Annotated in this window: 19 protein-coding genes and 1 other annotated feature (1 of these 20 running past the window's edge); of the genes, 3 read left to right on the top strand and 16 right to left on the bottom strand. The window is 37.1% G+C overall.

Annotated elements, in window-relative coordinates; all coding sequences use genetic code 11:
- Positions 1-97: 97 nt before the first annotated feature.
- From EM808_RS11840 to EM808_RS11785, 13 genes are all read right to left on the bottom strand, one after another.
- On the bottom strand, positions 98-232 hold the full coding sequence (locus EM808_RS11840) for a paeninodin family lasso peptide (protein WP_127738430.1): 135 nt from the start codon (positions 230-232) through the stop codon (positions 98-100).
- 16 nt (positions 233-248) lie between these two features.
- Positions 249-2,171 carry an asparagine synthase-related protein gene (locus tag EM808_RS11835; protein WP_127738429.1) on the bottom strand — a complete coding sequence of 641 codons (1,923 nt, stop codon included), beginning with the start codon at positions 2,169-2,171 and terminating at the stop codon, positions 249-251.
- Between the two features lie 172 nt (positions 2,172-2,343).
- Complete coding sequence (locus tag EM808_RS11830) at positions 2,344-4,155, bottom strand: ABC transporter ATP-binding protein (protein WP_127738428.1); 1,812 nt, start codon at positions 4,153-4,155, stop codon at positions 2,344-2,346.
- 38 nt (positions 4,156-4,193) lie between these two features.
- Positions 4,194-4,670: a lasso peptide biosynthesis B2 protein gene (locus EM808_RS11825; protein WP_127738427.1), complete on the bottom strand. Its 477-nt coding sequence runs from the start codon at positions 4,668-4,670 to the stop codon at positions 4,194-4,196.
- 963 nt (positions 4,671-5,633) lie between these two features.
- Positions 5,634-5,921 carry an SOS response-associated peptidase family protein gene (locus EM808_RS29655; protein ID WP_328590380.1) on the bottom strand — a complete coding sequence of 96 codons (288 nt, stop codon included), beginning with the start codon at positions 5,919-5,921 and terminating at the stop codon, positions 5,634-5,636.
- On the bottom strand, positions 5,851-6,309 hold the full coding sequence (locus EM808_RS11820; RefSeq protein WP_328590379.1) for an SOS response-associated peptidase: 459 nt from the start codon (positions 6,307-6,309) through the stop codon (positions 5,851-5,853). Before EM808_RS11820 ends, EM808_RS29655 begins: the two co-directional genes overlap by 71 nt.
- 110 nt (positions 6,310-6,419) lie before the next feature.
- Positions 6,420-7,637 (bottom strand): pyridoxal phosphate-dependent aminotransferase, encoded by a 1,218-nt coding sequence (locus EM808_RS11815; protein ID WP_205685847.1) that lies wholly within the window; start codon positions 7,635-7,637, stop codon positions 6,420-6,422.
- A 156-nt stretch (positions 7,638-7,793) separates the two neighbouring features.
- Positions 7,794-8,471, bottom strand: coding sequence for a zinc metallopeptidase (locus EM808_RS11810; RefSeq protein WP_127738426.1), 678 nt, complete (start codon positions 8,469-8,471; stop codon positions 7,794-7,796).
- 20 nt (positions 8,472-8,491) lie between these two features.
- Positions 8,492-9,541: a hemolysin family protein gene (locus EM808_RS11805; protein ID WP_127738425.1), complete on the bottom strand. Its 1,050-nt coding sequence runs from the start codon at positions 9,539-9,541 to the stop codon at positions 8,492-8,494.
- A gap of 44 nt (positions 9,542-9,585) precedes the next feature.
- Positions 9,586-10,917 carry a hemolysin family protein gene (locus tag EM808_RS11800; RefSeq protein ID WP_127738424.1) on the bottom strand — a complete coding sequence of 444 codons (1,332 nt, stop codon included), beginning with the start codon at positions 10,915-10,917 and terminating at the stop codon, positions 9,586-9,588.
- A gap of 43 nt (positions 10,918-10,960) precedes the next feature.
- A complete protein-coding gene (locus EM808_RS11795) occupies positions 10,961-11,347 on the bottom strand; it encodes a MerR family transcriptional regulator (protein WP_127738423.1) in 387 nt (128 codons plus the stop codon).
- Between the two features lie 237 nt (positions 11,348-11,584).
- Complete coding sequence (locus EM808_RS11790; RefSeq protein ID WP_127738422.1) at positions 11,585-12,034, bottom strand: helix-turn-helix domain-containing protein; 450 nt, start codon at positions 12,032-12,034, stop codon at positions 11,585-11,587.
- A 158-nt stretch (positions 12,035-12,192) separates the two neighbouring features.
- Positions 12,193-13,620 carry a right-handed parallel beta-helix repeat-containing protein gene (locus tag EM808_RS11785; protein ID WP_412973747.1) on the bottom strand — a complete coding sequence of 476 codons (1,428 nt, stop codon included), beginning with the start codon at positions 13,618-13,620 and terminating at the stop codon, positions 12,193-12,195.
- Positions 13,621-13,961: 341 nt separating this feature from the next.
- Between EM808_RS11785 and EM808_RS11780 the strand changes: the two genes are divergently transcribed.
- The 3 genes from EM808_RS11780 (at position 13,962) to EM808_RS11770 (ending at position 17,052) form a co-directional block, all read left to right on the top strand.
- A complete protein-coding gene (locus EM808_RS11780; protein ID WP_127738420.1) occupies positions 13,962-14,444 on the top strand; it encodes a hypothetical protein in 483 nt (160 codons plus the stop codon).
- Between the two features lie 339 nt (positions 14,445-14,783).
- Entirely contained in the window at positions 14,784-16,205 is a 1,422-nt protein-coding gene (locus EM808_RS11775) for an NAD-dependent malic enzyme (RefSeq protein WP_127738419.1), read from the top strand.
- A 118-nt stretch (positions 16,206-16,323) separates the two neighbouring features.
- Positions 16,324-17,052, top strand: a complete 729-nt coding sequence (locus tag EM808_RS11770) for a YwmB family TATA-box binding protein (protein ID WP_127738418.1) — start codon at positions 16,324-16,326, stop codon at positions 17,050-17,052.
- 49 nt (positions 17,053-17,101) lie between these two features.
- Here the strand turns inward: EM808_RS11770 and EM808_RS11765 are convergent, their stop codons facing one another.
- From EM808_RS11765 to tyrS, 3 genes are all read right to left on the bottom strand, one after another.
- Positions 17,102-18,049, bottom strand: a complete 948-nt coding sequence (locus EM808_RS11765; protein WP_127738417.1) for a cation diffusion facilitator family transporter — start codon at positions 18,047-18,049, stop codon at positions 17,102-17,104.
- A 329-nt stretch (positions 18,050-18,378) separates the two neighbouring features.
- Positions 18,379-18,624: a hypothetical protein gene (locus EM808_RS11760; protein WP_127738416.1), complete on the bottom strand. Its 246-nt coding sequence runs from the start codon at positions 18,622-18,624 to the stop codon at positions 18,379-18,381.
- A 106-nt stretch (positions 18,625-18,730) separates the two neighbouring features.
- Positions 18,731-19,978: a tyrosine--tRNA ligase gene (tyrS, locus tag EM808_RS11755; RefSeq protein WP_127738415.1), complete on the bottom strand. Its 1,248-nt coding sequence runs from the start codon at positions 19,976-19,978 to the stop codon at positions 18,731-18,733.
- A 45-nt stretch (positions 19,979-20,023) separates the two neighbouring features.
- Positions 20,024-20,218 (bottom strand) — a binding site (T-box leader) (it continues 18 nt past the right edge of the window).

Below are 20,218 nucleotides of genomic sequence, written 5' to 3'. Positions count from 1 at the left end.
CTCAATTATTGCATTGAAATCAGTTCGTACATATAATCTCACAACCCTCCTCTATAGAAGGTTGTGAGATTAATAGGTAAGTATTAATAATAGCTTCTTAGCTCCAAGTTAATTCTGGGAATGTTGTACCAGCGTTGAAAGAAGCATCAAGGCGCGTTCCAGGGTTTGGAGCTGCCATTGTCATTTTCACGTCCAATACTTCCAATTCAGGACTTTTCCATTCTAGTTTCATTTACTCTCACCTCCTTTCAATAACTTTTTGTTAGAAACCTGTATACAATTAAACTTCTCATTAATATTCGATAATCCAGGTCAGTATCATGCTCGACTATCGGGCCTTCCTTTATTTTCTCTAATCCAGAATGGATTGCCTCTCGGTTAAGATACTCCATCATTTGTTCGTTTTGACTCATCATTTGGACTTCATTCACAAATAACTGCCAATCTGGAACCATACGGTGAACCCAATCTGCTCCCTGTACTCCTCTAACTCTTTGATTTAAACGAACATTATCTGGTAAATAGCTTTTAGTTGATCGCCTAATTAAAGCTCTGTCTAATCCATCTTGGACAAATTGCTCTTCTGGCAGTGATAAACAGAAATTAATGACTCTCAAATCGTTAGTAGGGTCCCTTTTCCAAAGGCCATGTTTCAACGATAATTTTGTTGCTAAGGAATTCGTTGTATTCCATTGAAACACATCTTCAAAATGCTTCGCTCTTTCATCAGTTACCCTGGAATCATACCAACCGCTTCTATCCATGCCTTTAGCTGCAAGCTTTTCATATACATCAGTTTTATTTGCAAAGTTAGGATTTATTAGAATGGGGTAATTATCACTTGCTGTCCCTTTGTTTAATAATGCTGATTTACTAATAATATTGAACTTTTTAAGTCTAGATCCTCCTACTCTCTTAGAATGGAAGGTCAGTTCTTTATAAAGCTTTATCCACCGTGCTTTTTTAAATAAAGAAGAGTAATAGTCTAGAGCTGTTCCCCATGAAATAGATAAGTTGCCTCTCTCTCCACTTAAAAGCACTTTTAATTTTTCTTCCTCAGCTTTTTGAAATATCCCCTTTATCCAAAAGGAATTCTCAAAAAACTTATAGGGCATTTCCATAATATCCAGCACTTCATCTATATCTGTATAAGAGTTGCTTCCTTGAAAATCTAAATAATAATCGTTTATTCCACCAACATATTGAACAGTGGACTTAATATACGGCGTCTCATCTGCCAAAAGATGCTTTGGTGTAAAGTCGTGAAAATCTTTAGGCGGTACATAACTGAAGGTATGAAGACTTTCATTTGACTTTTTCAGACTTTTGGAAGCAAAGCTGACTACTGCTCCTGAATCCAACCCTCCGCTCAACTGTGCACCTATCTGACCATGCGTTCTTAAGCGTGAATTGACTGCTTCCTGAAAGATTGCTTGAAAAGCCTCTATATATTCTTCATTAGAACCTAATTTTAATGTTGAACCAGCCTTCAATGTCATATATCTTGTTACCCGAATTGAATTACTTGTTACAATAATGCTATGAGAAGGAGGCAGTTGTGCAATATCCTGATAGGGAGTGATAGAAGCATCTGCCGTATCAGTAACAGCAGATACTGCCAAATATTCTGCTAGCCATTCCTCATTTAATTGTGAGCTTACATGACCACTATTTAATAATGGCTCTAGTAAAGTGGCAAAGGAGAAGTGACCATTTTTGCGATAGTAGTAGAGCGTTCGTGATCCTGAAAAATCTCTTGCTCCAAATAGTCTTTTCCTTCTTTCATCCCATATCATGAAAGCAAAATCCCCTATTAAATATTTAGGTGTATCTTCGAGCCATTTATCATAAGCAAGCAGAATTAAACTGCTGTCAGTAATCGACTTACTTTCTAATTTATCTAAACCTAAAAGATTAGCAAGTTCCTTGCGATTATCAATAATGGCATCTGCTGTAATAGCATATTGGCGAATAGGATCATAGAATGGCAGCTGCTCGCCTATAGATTCTGGTGTAATCCATTGAGCCATGCAGCCAAAAAGAATTTCATTTTGTTTCCATACTTCAGTTGCATCAGAGGGAAACTTTTGAAAATGCTTCATTATGTTATAACCTTGTTCGTCCGTAGCATGGACGCCATTTAGATGATAAATACCAACAATCGCACTCATATCTGATCTCCTAACACCGAATTTACGCATTTATTCTTTATTAAGAACTAACAAGTAAAAAAAATTAATTTCCCCTTTATTTTGTTCTATATAAAGAACATATCATATTTTATCAACATTAGCAATTATATTTTCACTGAAAGTATTCTGCAGTAGTACGATGCGCGAATTTTTAAGCTAAGGTTTGATTTAAAGCTAATTCTTGGGTATTTAACATGGTCCTTAAAGCACCTTGAGTTTGAGACAATCGGTGATATGCCCCCTCTTGGATTACCTTTCCATCCTCAAGCACAATGACATTGTCCGCATTTCGGATGGTGGACAGCCTATGGGCAATAATTATTATTGTCATTTTCCCTTTAAGTAGGTCAATTGATTCCTGAATCTTCTTCTCATTTTCACTATCAAGTGCACTTGTAGCTTCATCCAATACTAGGATGGAAGGCTTTCTTAATATTGCTCTGGCCAGTATGATCCGCTGCCGCTGTCCGCCCGAAAGCTTCATTCCTCTGTCACCAATAATTGTGTCTAAGCCTAAAGGCAGTTTCTTAACGAACTCTGCCGCTGCGGCAAAAGATAAGGCTTCCCATATTTCTGCTTCTGAAGCTTCAGGCTGCACCATAAGCAAATTTTCTCTAATAGTAGTATGAAACAAGTACGGATCCTGAGATACATAACTAATAGAACTTCTAAATGCAAGCAAATTATCATCATTTAACGGTTGATTATTAATTCGCACCTGTCCTTGTTCCGGCTTTAGCAAGCCCATAATCATATCAACTAGTGTTGTTTTTCCAGCTCCTGATTTCCCTACAATGGCAGTTGTTTCATTATTACGAATACAAATATCAATGTTAGATAACGCCATTATCTGTTGTCTAGTGTCATATCGATAGCTTATGTTTTTGCACTCAATAGCAGCAACATAAGCTTGACTTTTATTCCAGTTTTTTTGAATACTAAGTTTAAATTCTTGATGCTTCTCACTTTCCTTTTGTACATTTAACACATTTTCTACAGCAGGCAGCATAGCAATAATCTGTTCCAAATTAGTTTGTATGGATGTAAACTTTGGCCATAATCTAGAAAAGATAAGAATAATAAGAACTACTTTTTCATTGGCAATATGCATCATATTAAGAGATACATACACAAACAGCACAATAAGTAAGGCTGCAGCAATCCGGTAAGCTAATGTTGATGTCGAACTAAGTCTGACTAACTTCATAACATTAGATTCAATCGCATTAGATTTCCCACGGAACCAATGTAAATAGGATTCTTCCAGCATATTGCTTTTCATATCCTTAATGCCATTAAATTGGTCGGTTATACCACCAAAGTATTCATTCATTAAATCAGTTGTTTCTCTTCCAAGTGCTTTAGAGCTTTTCAAAAACTTCTTCATATAAACAGCTAATGCCGTTCCACTTACTAGTACAATGACAGTAAGTAAAGGAGACAATAAAAACGCCAGCATTACTTGTATAAAGGTAAAAAATATTAGACTAGACAACTGAATCACACTATGAGTCCCAGACCCAACCCTTGCAATCTCTGTTGTTAATATATAGTTAAAATCTGACTTTCTTTTACCAATAAAGAACTCCCATTTTGCTCCGTTTAAGGATTTATATAAATCCAACCTTAATTTTTTTATAAAATTTTGCTGTATCCCTGTGTTGGCAATAGATTGGTATCTCTGAAGGAGAGCTTGACCTGTTATCAACAAAAAATACAAAATAAGTATAAAAGAAATATTGACATCAAAAGGAATTCTCTCAATCCCTCTCATTATGTAGTTTATTGGAAATACATTATCCATTTGCATATCGAATACTCCAATTACCGCCAACATAGGTACTAATAAATAAATACCTATGCCCTCTAATGCACTAATTAATAAGCTCAAAAAAAAGTTAAGATAAATCTTTCTCCCCGTGACCTCAACCAATTTCTTGAGAAAAAGCAATAGATTCTTCATAAAATATACTCCTAATTTCCCATTTTACGATGGTTTTCTTAATTACTGCTAAAGCCCTGTTTGTAAACAGGACCCTTCGCAAAAGTTTTCACAACAGTAAATTTGTTCATCGTTTCGGCACCGGTAACATATAATGAACCGCTGCGCACCCATGCATGTGCAATCATACTGCCATCCTCGTCCCTTGCTATTCCCATATAAAGGGTACTTTCTATTTTTCTTTTATTTAACATTCTAGTAGCAGCAATTGCCTGAACGAGACAACTGCTGTCCCAAAATGTATGCTTACTTGCTGTTATCACTGCATAAGAAACGTCTGTTATCATTTGATAATGGATAGACGAATTGATTGATGTTTCAGTAGACTGTTCTCCTAAGGAAGGTGCTATCTTTTCAAAAGGCAGTAACTTCAAGTATCTTGCCCTTCCCAAATAAAAAAATGCTTCTATCAGAAGAGTCCTTCTTTGCATATCTAACCGCATAAATTTTTTTATTTTAGAAAACACTTCTAACATCCTTTCTTATTCATCTGGAAATAATAATGCTGTTCCAGAAAAACTACAGTGATTCTTTTATAAGAACAAAACTTTACTTTTAATGAATATTTAAATTTTTTTGCATTTAACTTGAATACGCTTACCTAAACTATTATTAGGAATTAATCTTTTTAAACTATTTATTAAACTCTGAATCATCCGTTCTTTATAAAGAACTTATTGCTATTTTAACTTCTTTCTACATAGATTGCGATAGGAAATTTTACCCTATTTTTTACTATATATACCTAATCAGAAAATTCACTATCCTTATAAAAAATATCTCAGCTAAGAGGTTCTAGAAGCTAATAAAAAAAAACAGCTTCCAAAAGGGGAAACTGTTAAAAGGAGGAAGACATGATCTAATTCCTAAACATCATTAAGGGTGTAAGGGGATGGAGAGATAAGCATTTATAAGCTTTGCTTATTGGGAATTGCCAATCTAGAAGGCCTTTTACTTAACGTTCGCAAAACAGTTCATTATTATAGACAGAATTTTATGCCTACCGTTCTTACAGCCGTTGTCACAAAACACTTACAACGTCCTTTCCCAGGCACTTAGGGGTATGCTAGGAGTTATGTGATTTTACTCGGTCTGTTTAACGCAGCAAAGCGCCCAAAAGGGTGACAATACTCAATGCTTTTATTTCCTAGAAACCCTTTGGCAATTAGTACTGTTTCATTATAAATACATCCCATTTCCAAATCTAAAAACAGGAATCAAATCTTTAACAGACTTTCTGAGGATTAGTGATTACTAGCCACTTTATCACTCTCTATTACAAATGCTTATCTCATACTTCCCCTTACAAACTTACCTTATCAATTCATTTCAAAAATTCCTATACCTTTAGCGGTTTGTTGCGATTATTGTCAATCTTTTTAGGACTTTTACTTTAAATGCTCCTAGTATTTTTTACTTAAAAGTAATTTTTTTTGTGTTTACTTACTATTAAGTGGAGCCGTCAATATCTCACCATCATTTTTGGAAGAGTTAACAAGTGTTGAAACTTCATATTTTATCATTGCTTCTGTTTCATATGGGACGAGAAGCTGTTTTAGTTGTTTATAATCGTCAATCTTCGGATTAAGCCACTGATTGTAGTCCTCCTTCTTTAAAATTACTGGCATTCTGTCATGAATATCCTTTGTTATGTCGTTAGCGTTCGTGGTAATAATGGTGCATGTTGCCAAGCGGCTGTGTACCGTCTTCTTTTTTCCACACCTCATATAATCCTGCAAAGGCAAATGGCTTTCTGTCTTTCATAACAAACCGAAAAGGCCTCTTTCCGCCCTCTGTCTTTTTCCATTCGTAATATCCATCAGAAACAATTAAACATCTTCTACTTTGAAAGGCTTGCCTGAAGGATGGCTTTTCATCAATACTCTCCATTCGAGCATTAATTAGCTTGAATCCTACTTTTTCATCCTTTGCCCAAAATGGGACTAGTCCCCATCGCAGATAACTCCCAACCCTGCGTCCATTGTTATAACCTACTGCAAGAATATCCTGTCCCGGTGATATATTGTATCTTGGCGAAATTTCCTCGTAAAATTCGAAATCGATTTCAGCTTGTAGAAAGGCTAGCTCACTTATTAAGGAATATCTGCCGCACATTTTCACTCCTCCTTTTTATCTTTTTTAATAGTTTCGCCGAATTTAACTATAAACAAGCAAAAAATAAATAAAAGCTAGGTGCAAATGCAGATTGTTCCTAGCTTAGTGCTTTAGACTTTGGCAGTTAAATTTTGAATAAATCTCGCAATCCTATCAAAGCCTTTATGGATATTATCAACAGAAGAAGCATATGAGAGCCTCACGTATCCTTCTCCCATCGTTCCAAAGCAGTCACCAGGTGAAACGACTACATGCTGTTCGTGCAAAAGCTTAAGTGCAAATTCATCAGAGGTTAAACCAGTTTCCTTTATATTCATGAATACGTAAAACGCTCCCTTTGGCATCAGACAAGAAATCTTATCAATCTGATTGATCCGTTCCACCATGATGCTTCTGCGCTCTTTATATTGCTCATTCATGCTGGTATAGGCATCTGTTGGGCCTGTTAATGCCTCTATCGCGGCATATTGTGCTGGTGTGTTCACACAGGATAGCATGAATTCTTGGATTTTTTGCATTTGTGCAACGATTGGTTTAGGAGCCAGACAATAGCCAACCCGCCACCCTGTCATTGCAAAGGACTTAGATACGGAATCAATAATAATCGTCCTATCTTTCATACCTGAAATCCTTGCAATATTAAAGAAAGGCTCATCATAAGTCAAATATTTATATACCTCATCAAAAATGACATATATATCATATTCAATTGCAAGCCGAGCGATCATTTCCATTGTGTCCCTGCTAGCGACTGCACCTGTCGGATTCGAGGGTGAGTTTAATATTATCGCCTTTGTTTTAGGCGTTATTGCCTTCCTCAGGCGCTCCTCTGTGAAATTGAAGCCTTCCTCCTCAAATACAGGAACCGTTACAGGCACAGCATTATTCATTTCAATCATGCCAAAGTAATTTGTATAACAAGGATCACTTACAATCACTTCATCACCTGGATTTGTGAGGATTAACAATGATAAAGATAACCCCTGCATTCCTCCAACTGTGATAAAAATTTCATCCTCTGGATTGTAGCTGACCTTATCGAATTCTAGAAAATGTTTGCTAACTGCAACGCGCAAAGGAAGTATACCTGCATTTGGCGTATAGTGAGTTTCTCCATTGTCCATTGCCTTCTTTGCTGCATCGATAATGTTTTTCGGCGTGTCAAACTCAGGTTCCCCTATTACAAAGCTGACTACATCATCCAACCCCTGTGATAACTCATACATCTGTCTAACTTTAGCAGCTTTAATTCCTTGTATCTTCCTTGATAAATCCTTCATTGCTATTCCTTTCCGAATGGAATCATTCTGCTTGTTTAATTTTTTCAATATTCAATCTTATATTCATTAGATTCTACCATATTCACTGTTATTAATTAATAATTATTTTTATAGTCAAAATTTATGTCCCCTTATATTGCGGCTAACTCTTATTACATAACAAAAAAAAGCACCTATCCAGGTTAAGGAAAGGTGCTTTGCTTATTAATCTTCGCTTCGTTGCATTCCTGTATATATAAGGATTAAACGAAGTAATTCAAGGACTGCAACAGCAGCTGCTGCTACATATGTCAACGCTGCTGCGTTTAGAACTTTTTTTGTTTCTCTTTCTTCGTCATTGCGAATAATTCCGAGGCCGACTACTTCGTCCATGGCTCTGCTTGAGGCATTAAACTCGACTGGCAATGTCACAAACTGAAATAGTACGGCTGCTGCCATAAACACGATTCCCAGCAATACGAAGTTGCTTAAGCCAGCAATCATCCCGATCAAAATCAAAATCCAAGAGAAGTTGCTACCGATGTTTGCAACTGGAACAAGTGCATGTCGGAAACGCAGGAACGCATATTCTTGCTGATCCTGAATTGCGTGGCCTACCTCATGGGCAGCAATGGCTGCTGCTGCCACAGAATGACCATGATAGTTGTCAGAAGAGAGACGAACTACCTTTGAGCGTGGATCATAGTGGTCAGATAAAACTCCTCTTGTTTCTTCTATAGAAACATCATATAAACCATTTGAATCTAGTATTCTTCTGGCAACCTCTCTGCCAGACATATGTGAAGACGTGTTAACTTTTGAGTATTTCTTATATGCACTTCTCACTCGAAGCTGTGCAAATATAGGAACAATCAAGATTATCAAAAAATAGATTAGAAACATATTTCCCTCTCCCTTTCCTTTTATTTAGCCGGTACAGCATCCATCAGGTCATCCCCGATTTCACCGACGATTTCTTCCAAAATATCTTCCATCGAAACAATACCAACTGTTTGCCCGTTGTTATTTTTCACAATTGCTAAATGTGTGCTGCTTTGCTGCATTTTCAAAAGAGCATCCTTAATAGGAGCTGTCTCCATAAAGCTTGGGAGTTTATGGATAAATTTCCCCAACTTAATTTCTCTTCCTGCAACAATATTTGTCAGCATTTCTTTTGTGTTAATAAACCCGATAAATACTCCGTTTTCGGTAACAGGATATCTTGTGTATTCATGCTCATCTAAAATCGTAATTAATTCCGTAAATGACATGCCTTTTTCTACAGAAACAATGAGCTCCTTCGGTATCATAATATCCTTCAAAATTCGCTCATCGAAAGCAAAGATATTTTCTAAATATTCCAGCTCTGTTCTGTTGATTTCACCACTTTCATAACTTTGTGTGACAATCAGCTTTAATTCTTCCTCAGAATGGACTGATTCATGACCAGCTGGTTTTACCCCGAACATTCGAAGAAGAGCACGGGAAGAGCCGTTTAAAGCAGTTATGAAGGGCTTTGTTATTTTACCGAACCAGTATAATGGCGGCGCAAGCATAAGCGTCATTCTTTCAGCATATTGAATTGCCAATGTTTTAGGTGCTAGCTCTCCAAGAACCACATGGAGAAATGTAACGACTGATAAGGCAATCGCATAAGACAGCACTGTTGCTAAAGCTTCTGGAACATTAAACCTTTCGAATAAAGGATGAAGCATTTTCTCTACTGTAGGTTCGCCTAATGCACCAAGTACTAGTGCAGTTATTGTGATTCCCAGCTGACAGGCAGACAGGTAAAAGTCGAGATTTTGCGCAACCTTTTTTGCTATCAAAGCCTTTTTATTACCTTCTGCTATTAATTGATCGATCCGTGACATCCTTACCTTCAATATCGCAAACTCAGCACCTACAAAAAATGCAGTCAACCCGATAAATACGGCTACTAAAAACAAATTTAACACTATAAATCCGTCCAATTCATGCGCTCCTATTAATAAAGTTTGTCTTGCTAATTAACTGATTAGTTAAGAACCTCAATAGCATCCTCACTTGATTCCAAACGTGTCAATGCAACTTGTTTAATCTGATAATTATCCATTTCGGTGACTGTCCATACATACTTTCCATATTCGACTTGATCATCCAGTTGAACATTATCCACTAACTGAAACTGCATCCATCCTCCGATTGTATCAATCGTTTCCTTTTCATCAAAGCTGATGCCAAATTGCTCTTCCAAGTCTTCCAGTAATACTCGGCCATTTACTAAATAACGATATTCTCCGATGCTTTGAATATCTTCCACTTCATCTGCATCAAATTCGTCTCTAATCTCACCAACGAGTTCCTCCAGAATATCTTCCATTGTCAAGATTCCAGATGTACCTCCGTACTCATCAATGACCAATACCATATGAATTCTTTCTTTTTGCATTTTGTACAAAATATCCTGAATTCGAGTAACTTCTAATACTATTGGTAAGTCACGAATAAATTCCTTGAGCTGACGGTTTCTACCTGTTGCCATATTGGATAACATTTTTTTGATGTTGACCATTCCGACGATATTGTCTTTATCACCATCTATTGTTACTGGATAACGTGTATAATTAAACTCATCCAATACTTTAATGATATCTTCTCTATTCATATCTTGATCCAATGTAATTAAAGATGTCCTCGGGACCATAATATCCTTTGCAACACGCTCATCAAATGCGAAGACATTTTCCATATATTCTAGCTCTGTCTCGTTTAATTCTCCGCCTTGATAGCTTTGTGCCATGACTATCTTCAACTCTTCTTCAGAGTAGGCATGCTCATGTCCTGCTGGTTTTACACCAAAGATTCGCAGAATTCTCCCAGACGCACCGTTTAATGCCCAAATGAATGGGTACATAATTTTACCAAACCAATACAACGGTCCTGATAACATCAATGTCAGCTTCTCTGGAAACTCAATTGCTAATGTTTTAGGCGCCATTTCACCGACGACAACATGCAAGAAAGTAACTAGGATAAATGCAATCGCATAGGAAGCGATTGAAGATACAGACCCAGGCACATTCAACAAATCAAACACCGGGTAAAGAATACGTTCTATTGCAGGTTTTCCGAGTGCTCCAAGTCCTAATGCTGTCACGGTAATACCCAGCTGACAGGCTGAGAGATAATAATCGAGATTACCGGCCACTTTTTTTGCCATTACTGCTTTTTTGTTCCCTTCTGCAATCAGCTGATCGATTCGCGACATTCGAATTTTAACGACCGCAAACTCAGAGCCGACGAAAAATGCCGTAAGTACGATCAAGATTACAAGTATGAACAGATTTGTAAGAGTAATTATGTCCAATCAGTTCCCTCAAGTTGAGGGATTCACCTCCGTAAATAAATAGTTATAACAATGCTAACAGCGTCATAATTGCTGTCATTTTTGGTTCAATTCGTTTATATACCTTCAGTTTTTCTTCTGGTGGTACATTTTTTAGTTTTTCTTCAAGAAGAGACAGCTTTTTTTGCAAGCAATTTATTTCATCCTGTACGTCGCAAATAATCGGTTCGATGTCCACTGAAACGTCTGATTGGAGCACTTCCTTAATCTCCTCCATGGACATCCTTTGCTGTTTTAATATCTTAATTCTTTTCAGTGTTTCTAGAACGTCCTCTGGATATAGGCGGTAATTAGAGGAAGACCGCTGTACCTCCAGCAACCCAATTTGAGTATAGTAATCAATTGTCCTCGATGATAAACCGCTTAATTCCGCCACTTTTCCGATACGCAATAACGCCTCCCCAAGTTACTCACCCTTTCTATCCATTATTATTTATATATAATGATAACATGCTTTACAAAAACTGTACAGTATAACGTTACGGTTTTTATTTTTGGTTTTTTACTTCTTTTATTATATTTACCGACATACCCTGTAATAATGTACTTTTAGAGGCTGGCAGAAAACAGCATTAGAATCAATGGAGCTTAGGATTGAGTATGATGTTGTAAGTGAACCATTAACCAGTTAATCTATATATTTATTTTTCAGCTGATCTGCTCCAATTCCGCCAACAAGCATTAAAATTAATGGCAGGAAAGAAGTTCCCTTTGGCAGCCCTTCTAAGCTAATGTCTGTAACACCAAAATGATTTAACAGCATGATTATTATTTTTCCTACTATCATCAGAACACCAATTGTAAATATGCTCTCAAAGAACACCTTCCATTTCGGATATGCGAGCTTCTTGCTATCTTTAATCACTTTGTCCTTCAATTCTTTATCGCTCCTTAGCATTTCATCGATTGTAACACCAAATAAATCACTCAAATGAATGATTATTTCAATACTGGGATAGTTCTTGCCAGTTTCCCATTTGGAAACAGACTGACGGCTAACATGAATCTTCTCTGAGAGAGCTAGCTGAGACCACCCCTTTTTTTCCCGTTCTTGTTTCAAACGCTCACCAAAAATCATCTTCTTGTTCGCCTGCCTTTACACTTTTTATATTATGAAAATTAGTAATAAAGTAAAGATAGTTCTATGCGCATCAAGGCGCAACCTGTGGTTGCATCTTGATATACTGACAAAAAAAGTTAATGCATAACAGTACTATGCATTAACTTTAATAGGATTTATTCAATCATGTTCTTCACAGGAGAGTCAGCATTAAGCGTAAAATCACCACTTTCTGCATCTGCAAAATCTGGATCCGTATACTTGGAATTACTGTCACTATCTGTTGCTTCTTGGAAGGCAGTAATGCTTGTATATTCGTCGTTTTTCCAAACCCAAAGGGGCTCCTTCTCCTCTTCCTTTTCATAGATATTGCTTGAGAGAGTATTTTTTGTATTAGCAGTGAAATAATTAACAATGAATATTCCGTTATCACTTGACGAAAGGATATTTTTTTCGATTTTATTGCCGCTCGTATCGTGCTGCAGCATTAATTGTCCGCCGTCCAGTCCTTTAATATCGTTTTTGTACAATATATTTTTAGAAATAGTTGAGTCCTTTGTGCCTCCTCGATCCGTATCATAACCACCAATAGAAATCCCCGTATAATTATTTTCATATACAGTATTATTGGTAATAGCAATATTAATGGCATATTTCTTAAGATGTTCAGACGTTGCTTCAATCCCAAGGTCATTATTGTAGATAGTATTTTGGTCTATCGTAATATCCCTGCCACCATCAATATAAATCCCCCCAGCACTGTAGTCCTCTCCATAAGCAGGGTTTCCAAATGATGTATTGTTGTACACAATATTGTGATCGACCGTTCCATTTCGAACATAATCATTCTCTTTACTTGTGCCCTCATAGCCAATCATATCAATTCCAATATTGTCATTATTGCGGACAGTATTATGCGAAATTACAAATCCATCAATATTTCCATTTAAAACAAGCGCTTCACTCGCACCAAGCTTTAAGTTTTCAACAAGATTATTTTCTATCCTTATGTCTTTCATAGCTTTTGTTGCATAAAAGGCAATGCCATGACCATTTCCCTCATCATGAAGTGTTTTAATATTTCGGACAGTATTATCTTTAATTGTTATATGATTACTGTTACCTGCAACGTATATTCCCATGACCGTTTCATCTGCAAGCCTCGTAGATAAATCTGAAAACATTAGACCTTTTATAGTAATATAGCTTTTATCGATAATAGATGCGAGAGCAGTGTCCTCCTCTGCATCCTCCGTATTTTCACCACTGATAATAGCTTTTTCTCCCTTATAAGCTTCAAAAGTAATTGGGTCTGCTTTCGTTCCACTATGGTTCACATTTAAAGCCTCATAATAGGTTCCTTCCCGTATATACACAGTAGTACCAGGAGTAGCTTCTTCACTAGCCTTTTCCAATGTCTTGAACGGTTCTTCGATGGTCCCGGCATTTTCGTCGTCCCCATCTTCTGCTACATAAAGTATCTGCTTAGCTGCTGCTACCTTTGTTTCTTGTTCTTTTGTGTCTGTGTCATCCTGTTGTAAATAAACAACGAGACAGACAGCAGCGATAACAATCGCCAGTAGTAATAATATTTTTTTCATGATAACGTCCTTTTCCCTTTATCTGCTTCTCTTTTTTATCTTGAAGGAAAACTCCCTGTTTGGCAAGGAAGGTTATATTTACAGATGAAGTGTAACTCTTTGTTAATTACGCTACATCTAAAGACAGTTTATTATATAGTGCATCCCTGCCTGTAAAAATGTTCAAATCAGTACTAAAATGACAGCACTCCGCATAAAAATACTTTTGTTCTATTTACCAAATTTGTGTAGCTAGCGATTTTTCCATTTACGAAAGCATTGTTTCTTCTGGGCAAAAATAAAGGTACTTTCATCATAATTAGGATGTTTTTCAAATAGTTTTTTTAGAAATGGAGGTAGTAAGCATGATCAAATTTTATTCCTATCAAGGCATCGTCAGAAGTATAGATGATTTTCATACCGGAGAAAATGATGGCTGTTATAAAATCTTTGCATTAGAGGACAGTTCAGGCGGTATTGTTAATTTTATCATTAGTCCCTCCACCTTCTTTATCGATCAATTAATCGTGCAGCCTGGCGATCGCGTAACAGGATTTTATGATGGAAATGCCCCTGTTCCACTTATTTATCCACCACAATACCAAGCACTGGCAATCGCTAAGGAGGTTCCTTATCAAAATGTTAAAGCTGACTATTTTAATAGTCATTTAGTAAGCAGTGATGGCAGTCTGAAACTAAATTTATCGCCAAACACCCCCATACTTTTGAAAAATGGCCAGCCCTTTTCCAAGCTGCCGATAAACCGCAATCTTATCGTTCTTTATGGTCCAACCACAAAAAGTATTCCAGCACAAACTACCCCTTATCGAATTATCGTTTGGTGCTAATTACTATTTTTCCATTTTAATAATTTTATTGACATACTTATCACCTTCTTTACAGGAATATCATTTGCGTTTTTTAAGCGCTTACATTATTATTTTTAATGAAGTGTACAGTTAAATCTCTCGTTCTTATTTTTAGCTTCTATTTCATAGCTAGAAAAACTCTTGTTTTATAGCAAGATGGATTGTTTTGAAGGGAGCTGATTTACGAACTAGTTTGCTAAGCAGCTTTTTTATGTAAAGCCTTATTGCTGGAACAAACACACTCTATTGATTACTTCTGCTATTGCCTGTTTCCAATGTTTGGCTTATAACACCTAATACTTAATGGGAGTGGATTTGATGTCGATACCGAGCGGAGCTAGCATGAATATTATTATTCGCATACAATTGGAGACTAATATCATTTCTTTAGGGGAAATCGTAAATGTAATCGGAGATGAAGCCGGAGATATTATTGGGCTTGACGTTATATCCTCTAGCAAAACAAGTACGGTTCGTGATATAACCGTCCGTGTTCACAATAACAATCATGGCCAACAGGTAGTGAGTGCCATTTCCAAATTGGCAGGAGTTAAAGTTGTCAATGTATCTGATAGTACATTCCTTCTTCACTTAGGCGGCAAGATTGAAATGAAGCCAAAGGTTCGGATTAAAAACCGTGATGACCTGTCAAGGGTTTATACACCTGGAGTCGCTGCCATCAGTGAAGCGATACATGCCGACCCAAGCAAGGTTTATTCTCTCACCATGAAAAGCAATACGGTAGCGATTGTCACAGATGGAACAGCAGTGCTTGGACTTGGAGATATTGGTCCAGAAGCGGCCATGCCAGTTATGGAAGGGAAAGCAATGCTGTTTAAGCAGTTGGCAAATGTCGATGCATTTCCGATTTGCCTTGATACAAAGGACACAGAGGAAATCATTCGCATTGTCAAATCGATTTCCCCTACATTTGGAGGAATAAATCTTGAAGACATTGCCTCTCCCCGCTGCTTTGAAATAGAACAACGACTGAAGAGTGAATTGAATATCCCTGTATTCCATGATGACCAGCACGGAACAGCTGTGGCCATTTATGCCGGTTTGCTTAATGCTTTGAAAATCGTCCAAAAAAACGTCAAAGATATTAAAGTTGTCATTAATGGAATTGGAGCAGCAGGAATTGCCTGCACGAAAATCCTTTTAGCAGCAGGTGCCAAGAATGTAATCGGTGTTGATCGAAATGGTGCTATTTATCGCGGCGGTTCATACAGTAACCCACATTGGCAGGCATATGCAGAAATGACTAATCCAGAGAACCTCCAAGGCAGCCTTTCAGACGTAATAGGTGAAGCCGATGTATTTATTGGTGTTTCTGCCCCAGGTACTTTAAAGGTGGAGGATGTCCAGAAAATGGCAACAGATGCCATTGTTTTTGCTATGGCAAATCCAGTTCCTGAAATTGATCCTGACTTGGCATCCCCTCATGTACGAGTAATGGCAACAGGACGCTCCGATTATCCTAACCAAATCAATAATGTGCTCTGCTTTCCGGGCATTTTCCGCGGTGCATTAGATTGTCGGGCAAGTGAAATAAATGAAGCCATGAAATTAGCTGCCGCAGAAGCAATTGCTTCGACCGTCTCTGACGAGGAATTAAGCGAATCCTATATTATCCCTTCTGTATTCAACAATAAAGTAGTAGATAAAATTCGCGATGCAGTCGTCAAGGCCGCTGTTGAAACAGGTGTAGCAAGGAAAATACCAAACTCAAATAAATAAACTGTAATAGTTTCAGGCTGTCAGGACTTCCTTGACAGCCTTTTATATTTAATATATTAATCTAGTATAAATACTCTCCCATATGGTTATCCTTCTTGTATAAGGGAGAGTTGAGACGATGAAAAAAACAATATTAATGGTTATATGCTTTTTACTATTAGTTACGATAACAACAAAAGAAACAAAGGCCTTTTATGAGGATAATGAATTAAGTCAAATAACAAAAATCGCTGTTCAAAACAATATCCAAGTAAACACATGGTCTATGTATATAAAAGAACCAATTAAACAATTTACGAAAATGAGCGACCTTGATAAAGCAGTAGCAGCTTATATGAAAACGGAAAAAGAGTTTACATGGTCTAAAGAGCAAGCAGAGAAAGGTTATTATAAAATTGAAGGACAAAAGAAGTCATCTAAATTGGGATTGAAAGAAGAAAAGGTTTTAATTACTATTTACTCCCAAAACAACAAATACAATTTAAGTATTACATATGATATAAAAGGAAAGTGGAATGAAAGTAAATGGCCTGCCATTTACAACTTATATAAGCAAAAAATAGAGGATTATTCCGTATTTTACACTATTCAAGGAACTGCCAATATAGATCAATCCTTGTATTCAGAATCTTCCAAAGTTATGGCTAGCTTTTCAGGAGAGGAAGTTCAAAGCCTAAAGGAAGAAAACTTCATTTCCTTATCTGCTTACACGAAAAGATGGGAAAATAAACTATCTATTGGAAACAATGAATATATGAATCTTCACATTGCATACAGAGCGACTAGTCAGTCGACAGATCAAGTTGATGTTACAATTGGAACGCCTATTATTACTTCTGAGTATTAGGATTAGTAAACAAGATGTCTAAAGTAGACATCTCGTTTTTGCATTCTTATCAATGATGATGATGGGCATGAACTGGCTTTGTCTTTGCCTGGCAAAGTATTGTATTCTCATGATTATGAGTGCCTGTTTCTAATTGAATGGTCATATGTGTAATGCCTTTATGTTCGAGTTCATGCTCTAGATGGCGCAGTATTTTTTCACTTTCGGCAACTGTTAAATCATTGGCCACGACAGCATGACAGGAAAGGGCATTTAGCTCACTCGTAATGGACCAAATATGCAAATCATGAATACCTTGTATTCCTTCTGCCTTTTCCATTATTTCAATGACTTCCTTTACATTTACATTCTGTGGTGTTCCTTCCATCAATATATGCAGGGCATCCTTCATAACGAAATAACCGCTTCTCAAAATAAGGATAGCCACGATAACGCTGGCAAGGGGATCTGCCCAGCCCCATCCAAACGCCATTATTACAATGGCAGCTATAATTGCTCCGACAGACCCGAGCATGTCACTTATTACATGGAGAAAGGCTCCTCTCATATTTAAGTTATGCTCTGTATTGCCCCCGCGCAGCATAATCCAAGCAACAATCACGTTAACCAATAAGCCAATAATGCTGATTATCAGCATCCCTGTTGTTGCAACCTCTGGAGGATTAGCAAAGCGGCCAATTGCCTCATAAATGATATATAGCGAAATGAGTATCAATGTCACACCATTAATCATAGCCGCAATAATTTCAAAGCGCTTAAACCCATACGTATTGTTAAAACTTGCCGCCTTCTCCCCTAACTGGAAGGCAAGGAGCGCAATCACTAAAGAGATGGAGTCGCTTAACATATGGCCTGCATCTGATAAAAGTGCTAGACTATTTGTAATAAAGCCTCCAACAGCCTCTATAAGCATATAACTCGTAATAATGATAAAAGAGAGCAGAAGTACCTTCTTATTTGAACTATGACCATGGCTATGACTGTGATTATGTCCCATTTAAATCCCCCCTGATTACATTATGCCGCTTATTTCTAATAACATAAGCGAACAAGCCTGATTGAGCATCTTATATTTGTTTATATGAGCATCTATTCATATATAGAATACAGCTAAAAAAACTGTAAGTCAAAATAATTTCTTAGTACTTTCCCCCTAATTACTTCTATTTAAACTTATTGCCAATAAATCATTTAAAGTAGCTGTTACTTTTGCTGAAACAGTATTTATTGTGTGCGTATCATCTTCTAACATCAAGGAGCCAGTTTCTCCTGTTTACCCTATCCAAACATATATTTGCTCAACATCCGCTTTCGTATATAGCTTAACTATATATTCTGGGGACGACATATTTGCGATGCCTTCTTGCTTGATTGCATGGTGAGATATTCGATTAGCTTTTTAGCATCTTGACCATTTAATTCAGCAAGACTTCCACTGTCTTTTATCCTTGAAACAGCAATTTTTTTAACTTCCTTTTCCATGGCAAGTTTAGATGAGATTGTCTCCTTTTGATAACAACTTGTCAAAAGGAAAAGGATAAAGGCTACTGACAACACGAGACTTTTTCTCATTTGAATTTCCCTCCTCTTTATATTCCTATAGACGATTTCTTACAAATAATGTTTCATTTAGAAAAAAAAGAAAGAAGTGCATAACATCGCACCTCTTTCCCTCACACTAAACTGTTTTAATTTCTACGAATTTACGTTTACCAACTTGAAGAATTAAACCATTACTTATCGTAACCTCAAGTTTTGTATCAGTTGCCTTTACTCCGTTTACTTTGACCCCTCTGTTTTCAATCATCCTGCGAGCTTCGCTTTTAGAGCTTAATAATTTCAATTCCACAAGTAAATCAATGAGAGATATTTCTGTATTTCCTTCCCATTGAACTGCTGGAATTTCCTCTGGCATGACGCCCTTCTGGAAAACAGAAATAAAATGCTGTTCGGCTTTCGCTGCTGCCTCTACTCCGTGGTACATCCTTACGATTGTCTTGGCTAGGAGCATTTTTGCATCTCTCGGATGAAGTGTGCCTGCTTCTAACCGGTCTTTCAACTCTTTAATCTCAGCTGGTTTCAAATCTGTTATTAATTCAAAGTATTTCGCCATCAATTCATCTGGAATAGACATTGCTTTACCGTACATTTCCTGTGGGCTTTCATCGATGCCAATGTAGTTTTTCTTTGATTTGGACATCTTTTCAACACCATCAAGCCCCTCTAATAATGGCATTAACAGGGCTACCTGTTTTTCACTTCCGTACTTCTCTTGAAAATGTCTCCCCATTAAAATGTTGAAGTGCTGGTCTGTTCCACCAAGTTCAATATCACATTTTAAGACAACTGAATCATAGCCCTGCATTAAAGGGTAGAAAAATTCATGTAAGGAAATAGGTTTATTAAATGCCATTCTTTCTTCAAAATCATCTCTTTCCAACAATCTTGCTACAGTGATTTTTCCTGCGAGTTGAATAACATCCTCAAAGTTTAGCTTAGAGAGCCATGTCGAGTTGTAATGAAGCTCGACCTTATCCATATCAATAACTTTGGCGAATTGTTCGAAATATGTTTTCGCATTCTGCTTGACCTCTTCATCTGTTAATTGCTTTCTAGCAACCGATTTGCCTGTCGGATCACCAATTTTCCCTGTGAAATCTCCGATAATTAATTGTATCGTATGACCATTTTCTTGGAATTGTCTCATTTTATTAAGAACCACCGTATGGCCCAAATGGACATCTGGTGCTGATGGATCAAGCCCCAGCTTAATTTTCAGTGGCTTATCTTCCAAAATAGACTTTGCTACTTTCCTTTCAAGCTCTTCTGTCGGAATAATCTCTTGCACTCCTTGGCTATAAAGGGTCATTTGTCGCTTTACTTCTATTCTTTGTTCCTCTGTCAATTGTTCCATTAACTTCTCCATCTCCAATTCCTCCTAAATGAAAATATAAAAAAACCACATCCCCAAAAAAGGGACGTGGTTTCTTGCACGCGGTACCACCCTTATTAAAGGACAAACTAGTCCTTCCACTCAAACGATTAACGGCTCATCCGGTCCTTGCTTTAACAAAGACAGCTCCAGGAATGTAATTCGTGTTATCTTTGTGTCGATTTGCACCAACCATCGACTCTCTGTCAACAGGGAGATAACTACTACTGGGTT

The sequence above is a fragment of the Niallia taxi genome, assembly GCF_004005475.1.
GTDB classification, from domain to species: Bacteria; Bacillota; Bacilli; order Bacillales; family Cytobacillaceae; genus Niallia; species Niallia taxi.
The sequence above is the reverse complement of the archived record's forward strand: the minus strand, read 5'-3'. Positions and strand labels throughout refer to the sequence as shown.

What these genes read in the sequence shown, in the direction of transcription:
- EM808_RS11760 (WP_127738416.1), bottom strand. Translation starts at nt 18,624, where the DNA reads ATGAGAAAAAGTCTCGTGTTGTCAGTAGCCTTTATCCTTTTCCTTTTG.
- EM808_RS11790 (WP_127738422.1), bottom strand. Translation starts at nt 12,034, where the DNA reads ATGATTTTTGGTGAGCGTTTGAAACAAGAACGGGAAAAAAAGGGGTGG.
- tyrS (WP_127738415.1), bottom strand. Translation starts at nt 19,978, where the DNA reads ATGGAGAAGTTAATGGAACAATTGACAGAGGAACAAAGAATAGAAGTA.
- EM808_RS11780 (WP_127738420.1), top strand. Translation starts at nt 13,962, where the DNA reads ATGATCAAATTTTATTCCTATCAAGGCATCGTCAGAAGTATAGATGAT.
- EM808_RS11765 (WP_127738417.1), bottom strand. Translation starts at nt 18,049, where the DNA reads ATGGGACATAATCACAGTCATAGCCATGGTCATAGTTCAAATAAGAAG.
- EM808_RS29655 (WP_328590380.1), bottom strand. Translation starts at nt 5,921, where the DNA reads ATGAGGTGTGGAAAAAAGAAGACGGTACACAGCCGCTTGGCAACATGC.
- EM808_RS11825 (WP_127738427.1), bottom strand. Translation starts at nt 4,670, where the DNA reads ATGTTAGAAGTGTTTTCTAAAATAAAAAAATTTATGCGGTTAGATATG.
- EM808_RS11775 (WP_127738419.1), top strand. Translation starts at nt 14,784, where the DNA reads ATGTCGATACCGAGCGGAGCTAGCATGAATATTATTATTCGCATACAA.
- EM808_RS11840 (WP_127738430.1), bottom strand. Translation starts at nt 232, where the DNA reads ATGAAACTAGAATGGAAAAGTCCTGAATTGGAAGTATTGGACGTGAAA.
- EM808_RS11835 (WP_127738429.1), bottom strand. Translation starts at nt 2,171, where the DNA reads ATGAGTGCGATTGTTGGTATTTATCATCTAAATGGCGTCCATGCTACG.
- EM808_RS11820 (WP_328590379.1), bottom strand. Translation starts at nt 6,309, where the DNA reads ATGTGCGGCAGATATTCCTTAATAAGTGAGCTAGCCTTTCTACAAGCT.
- EM808_RS11810 (WP_127738426.1), bottom strand. Translation starts at nt 8,471, where the DNA reads ATGTTTCTAATCTATTTTTTGATAATCTTGATTGTTCCTATATTTGCA.
- EM808_RS11830 (WP_127738428.1), bottom strand. Translation starts at nt 4,155, where the DNA reads ATGAAGAATCTATTGCTTTTTCTCAAGAAATTGGTTGAGGTCACGGGG.
- EM808_RS11770 (WP_127738418.1), top strand. Translation starts at nt 16,324, where the DNA reads ATGAAAAAAACAATATTAATGGTTATATGCTTTTTACTATTAGTTACG.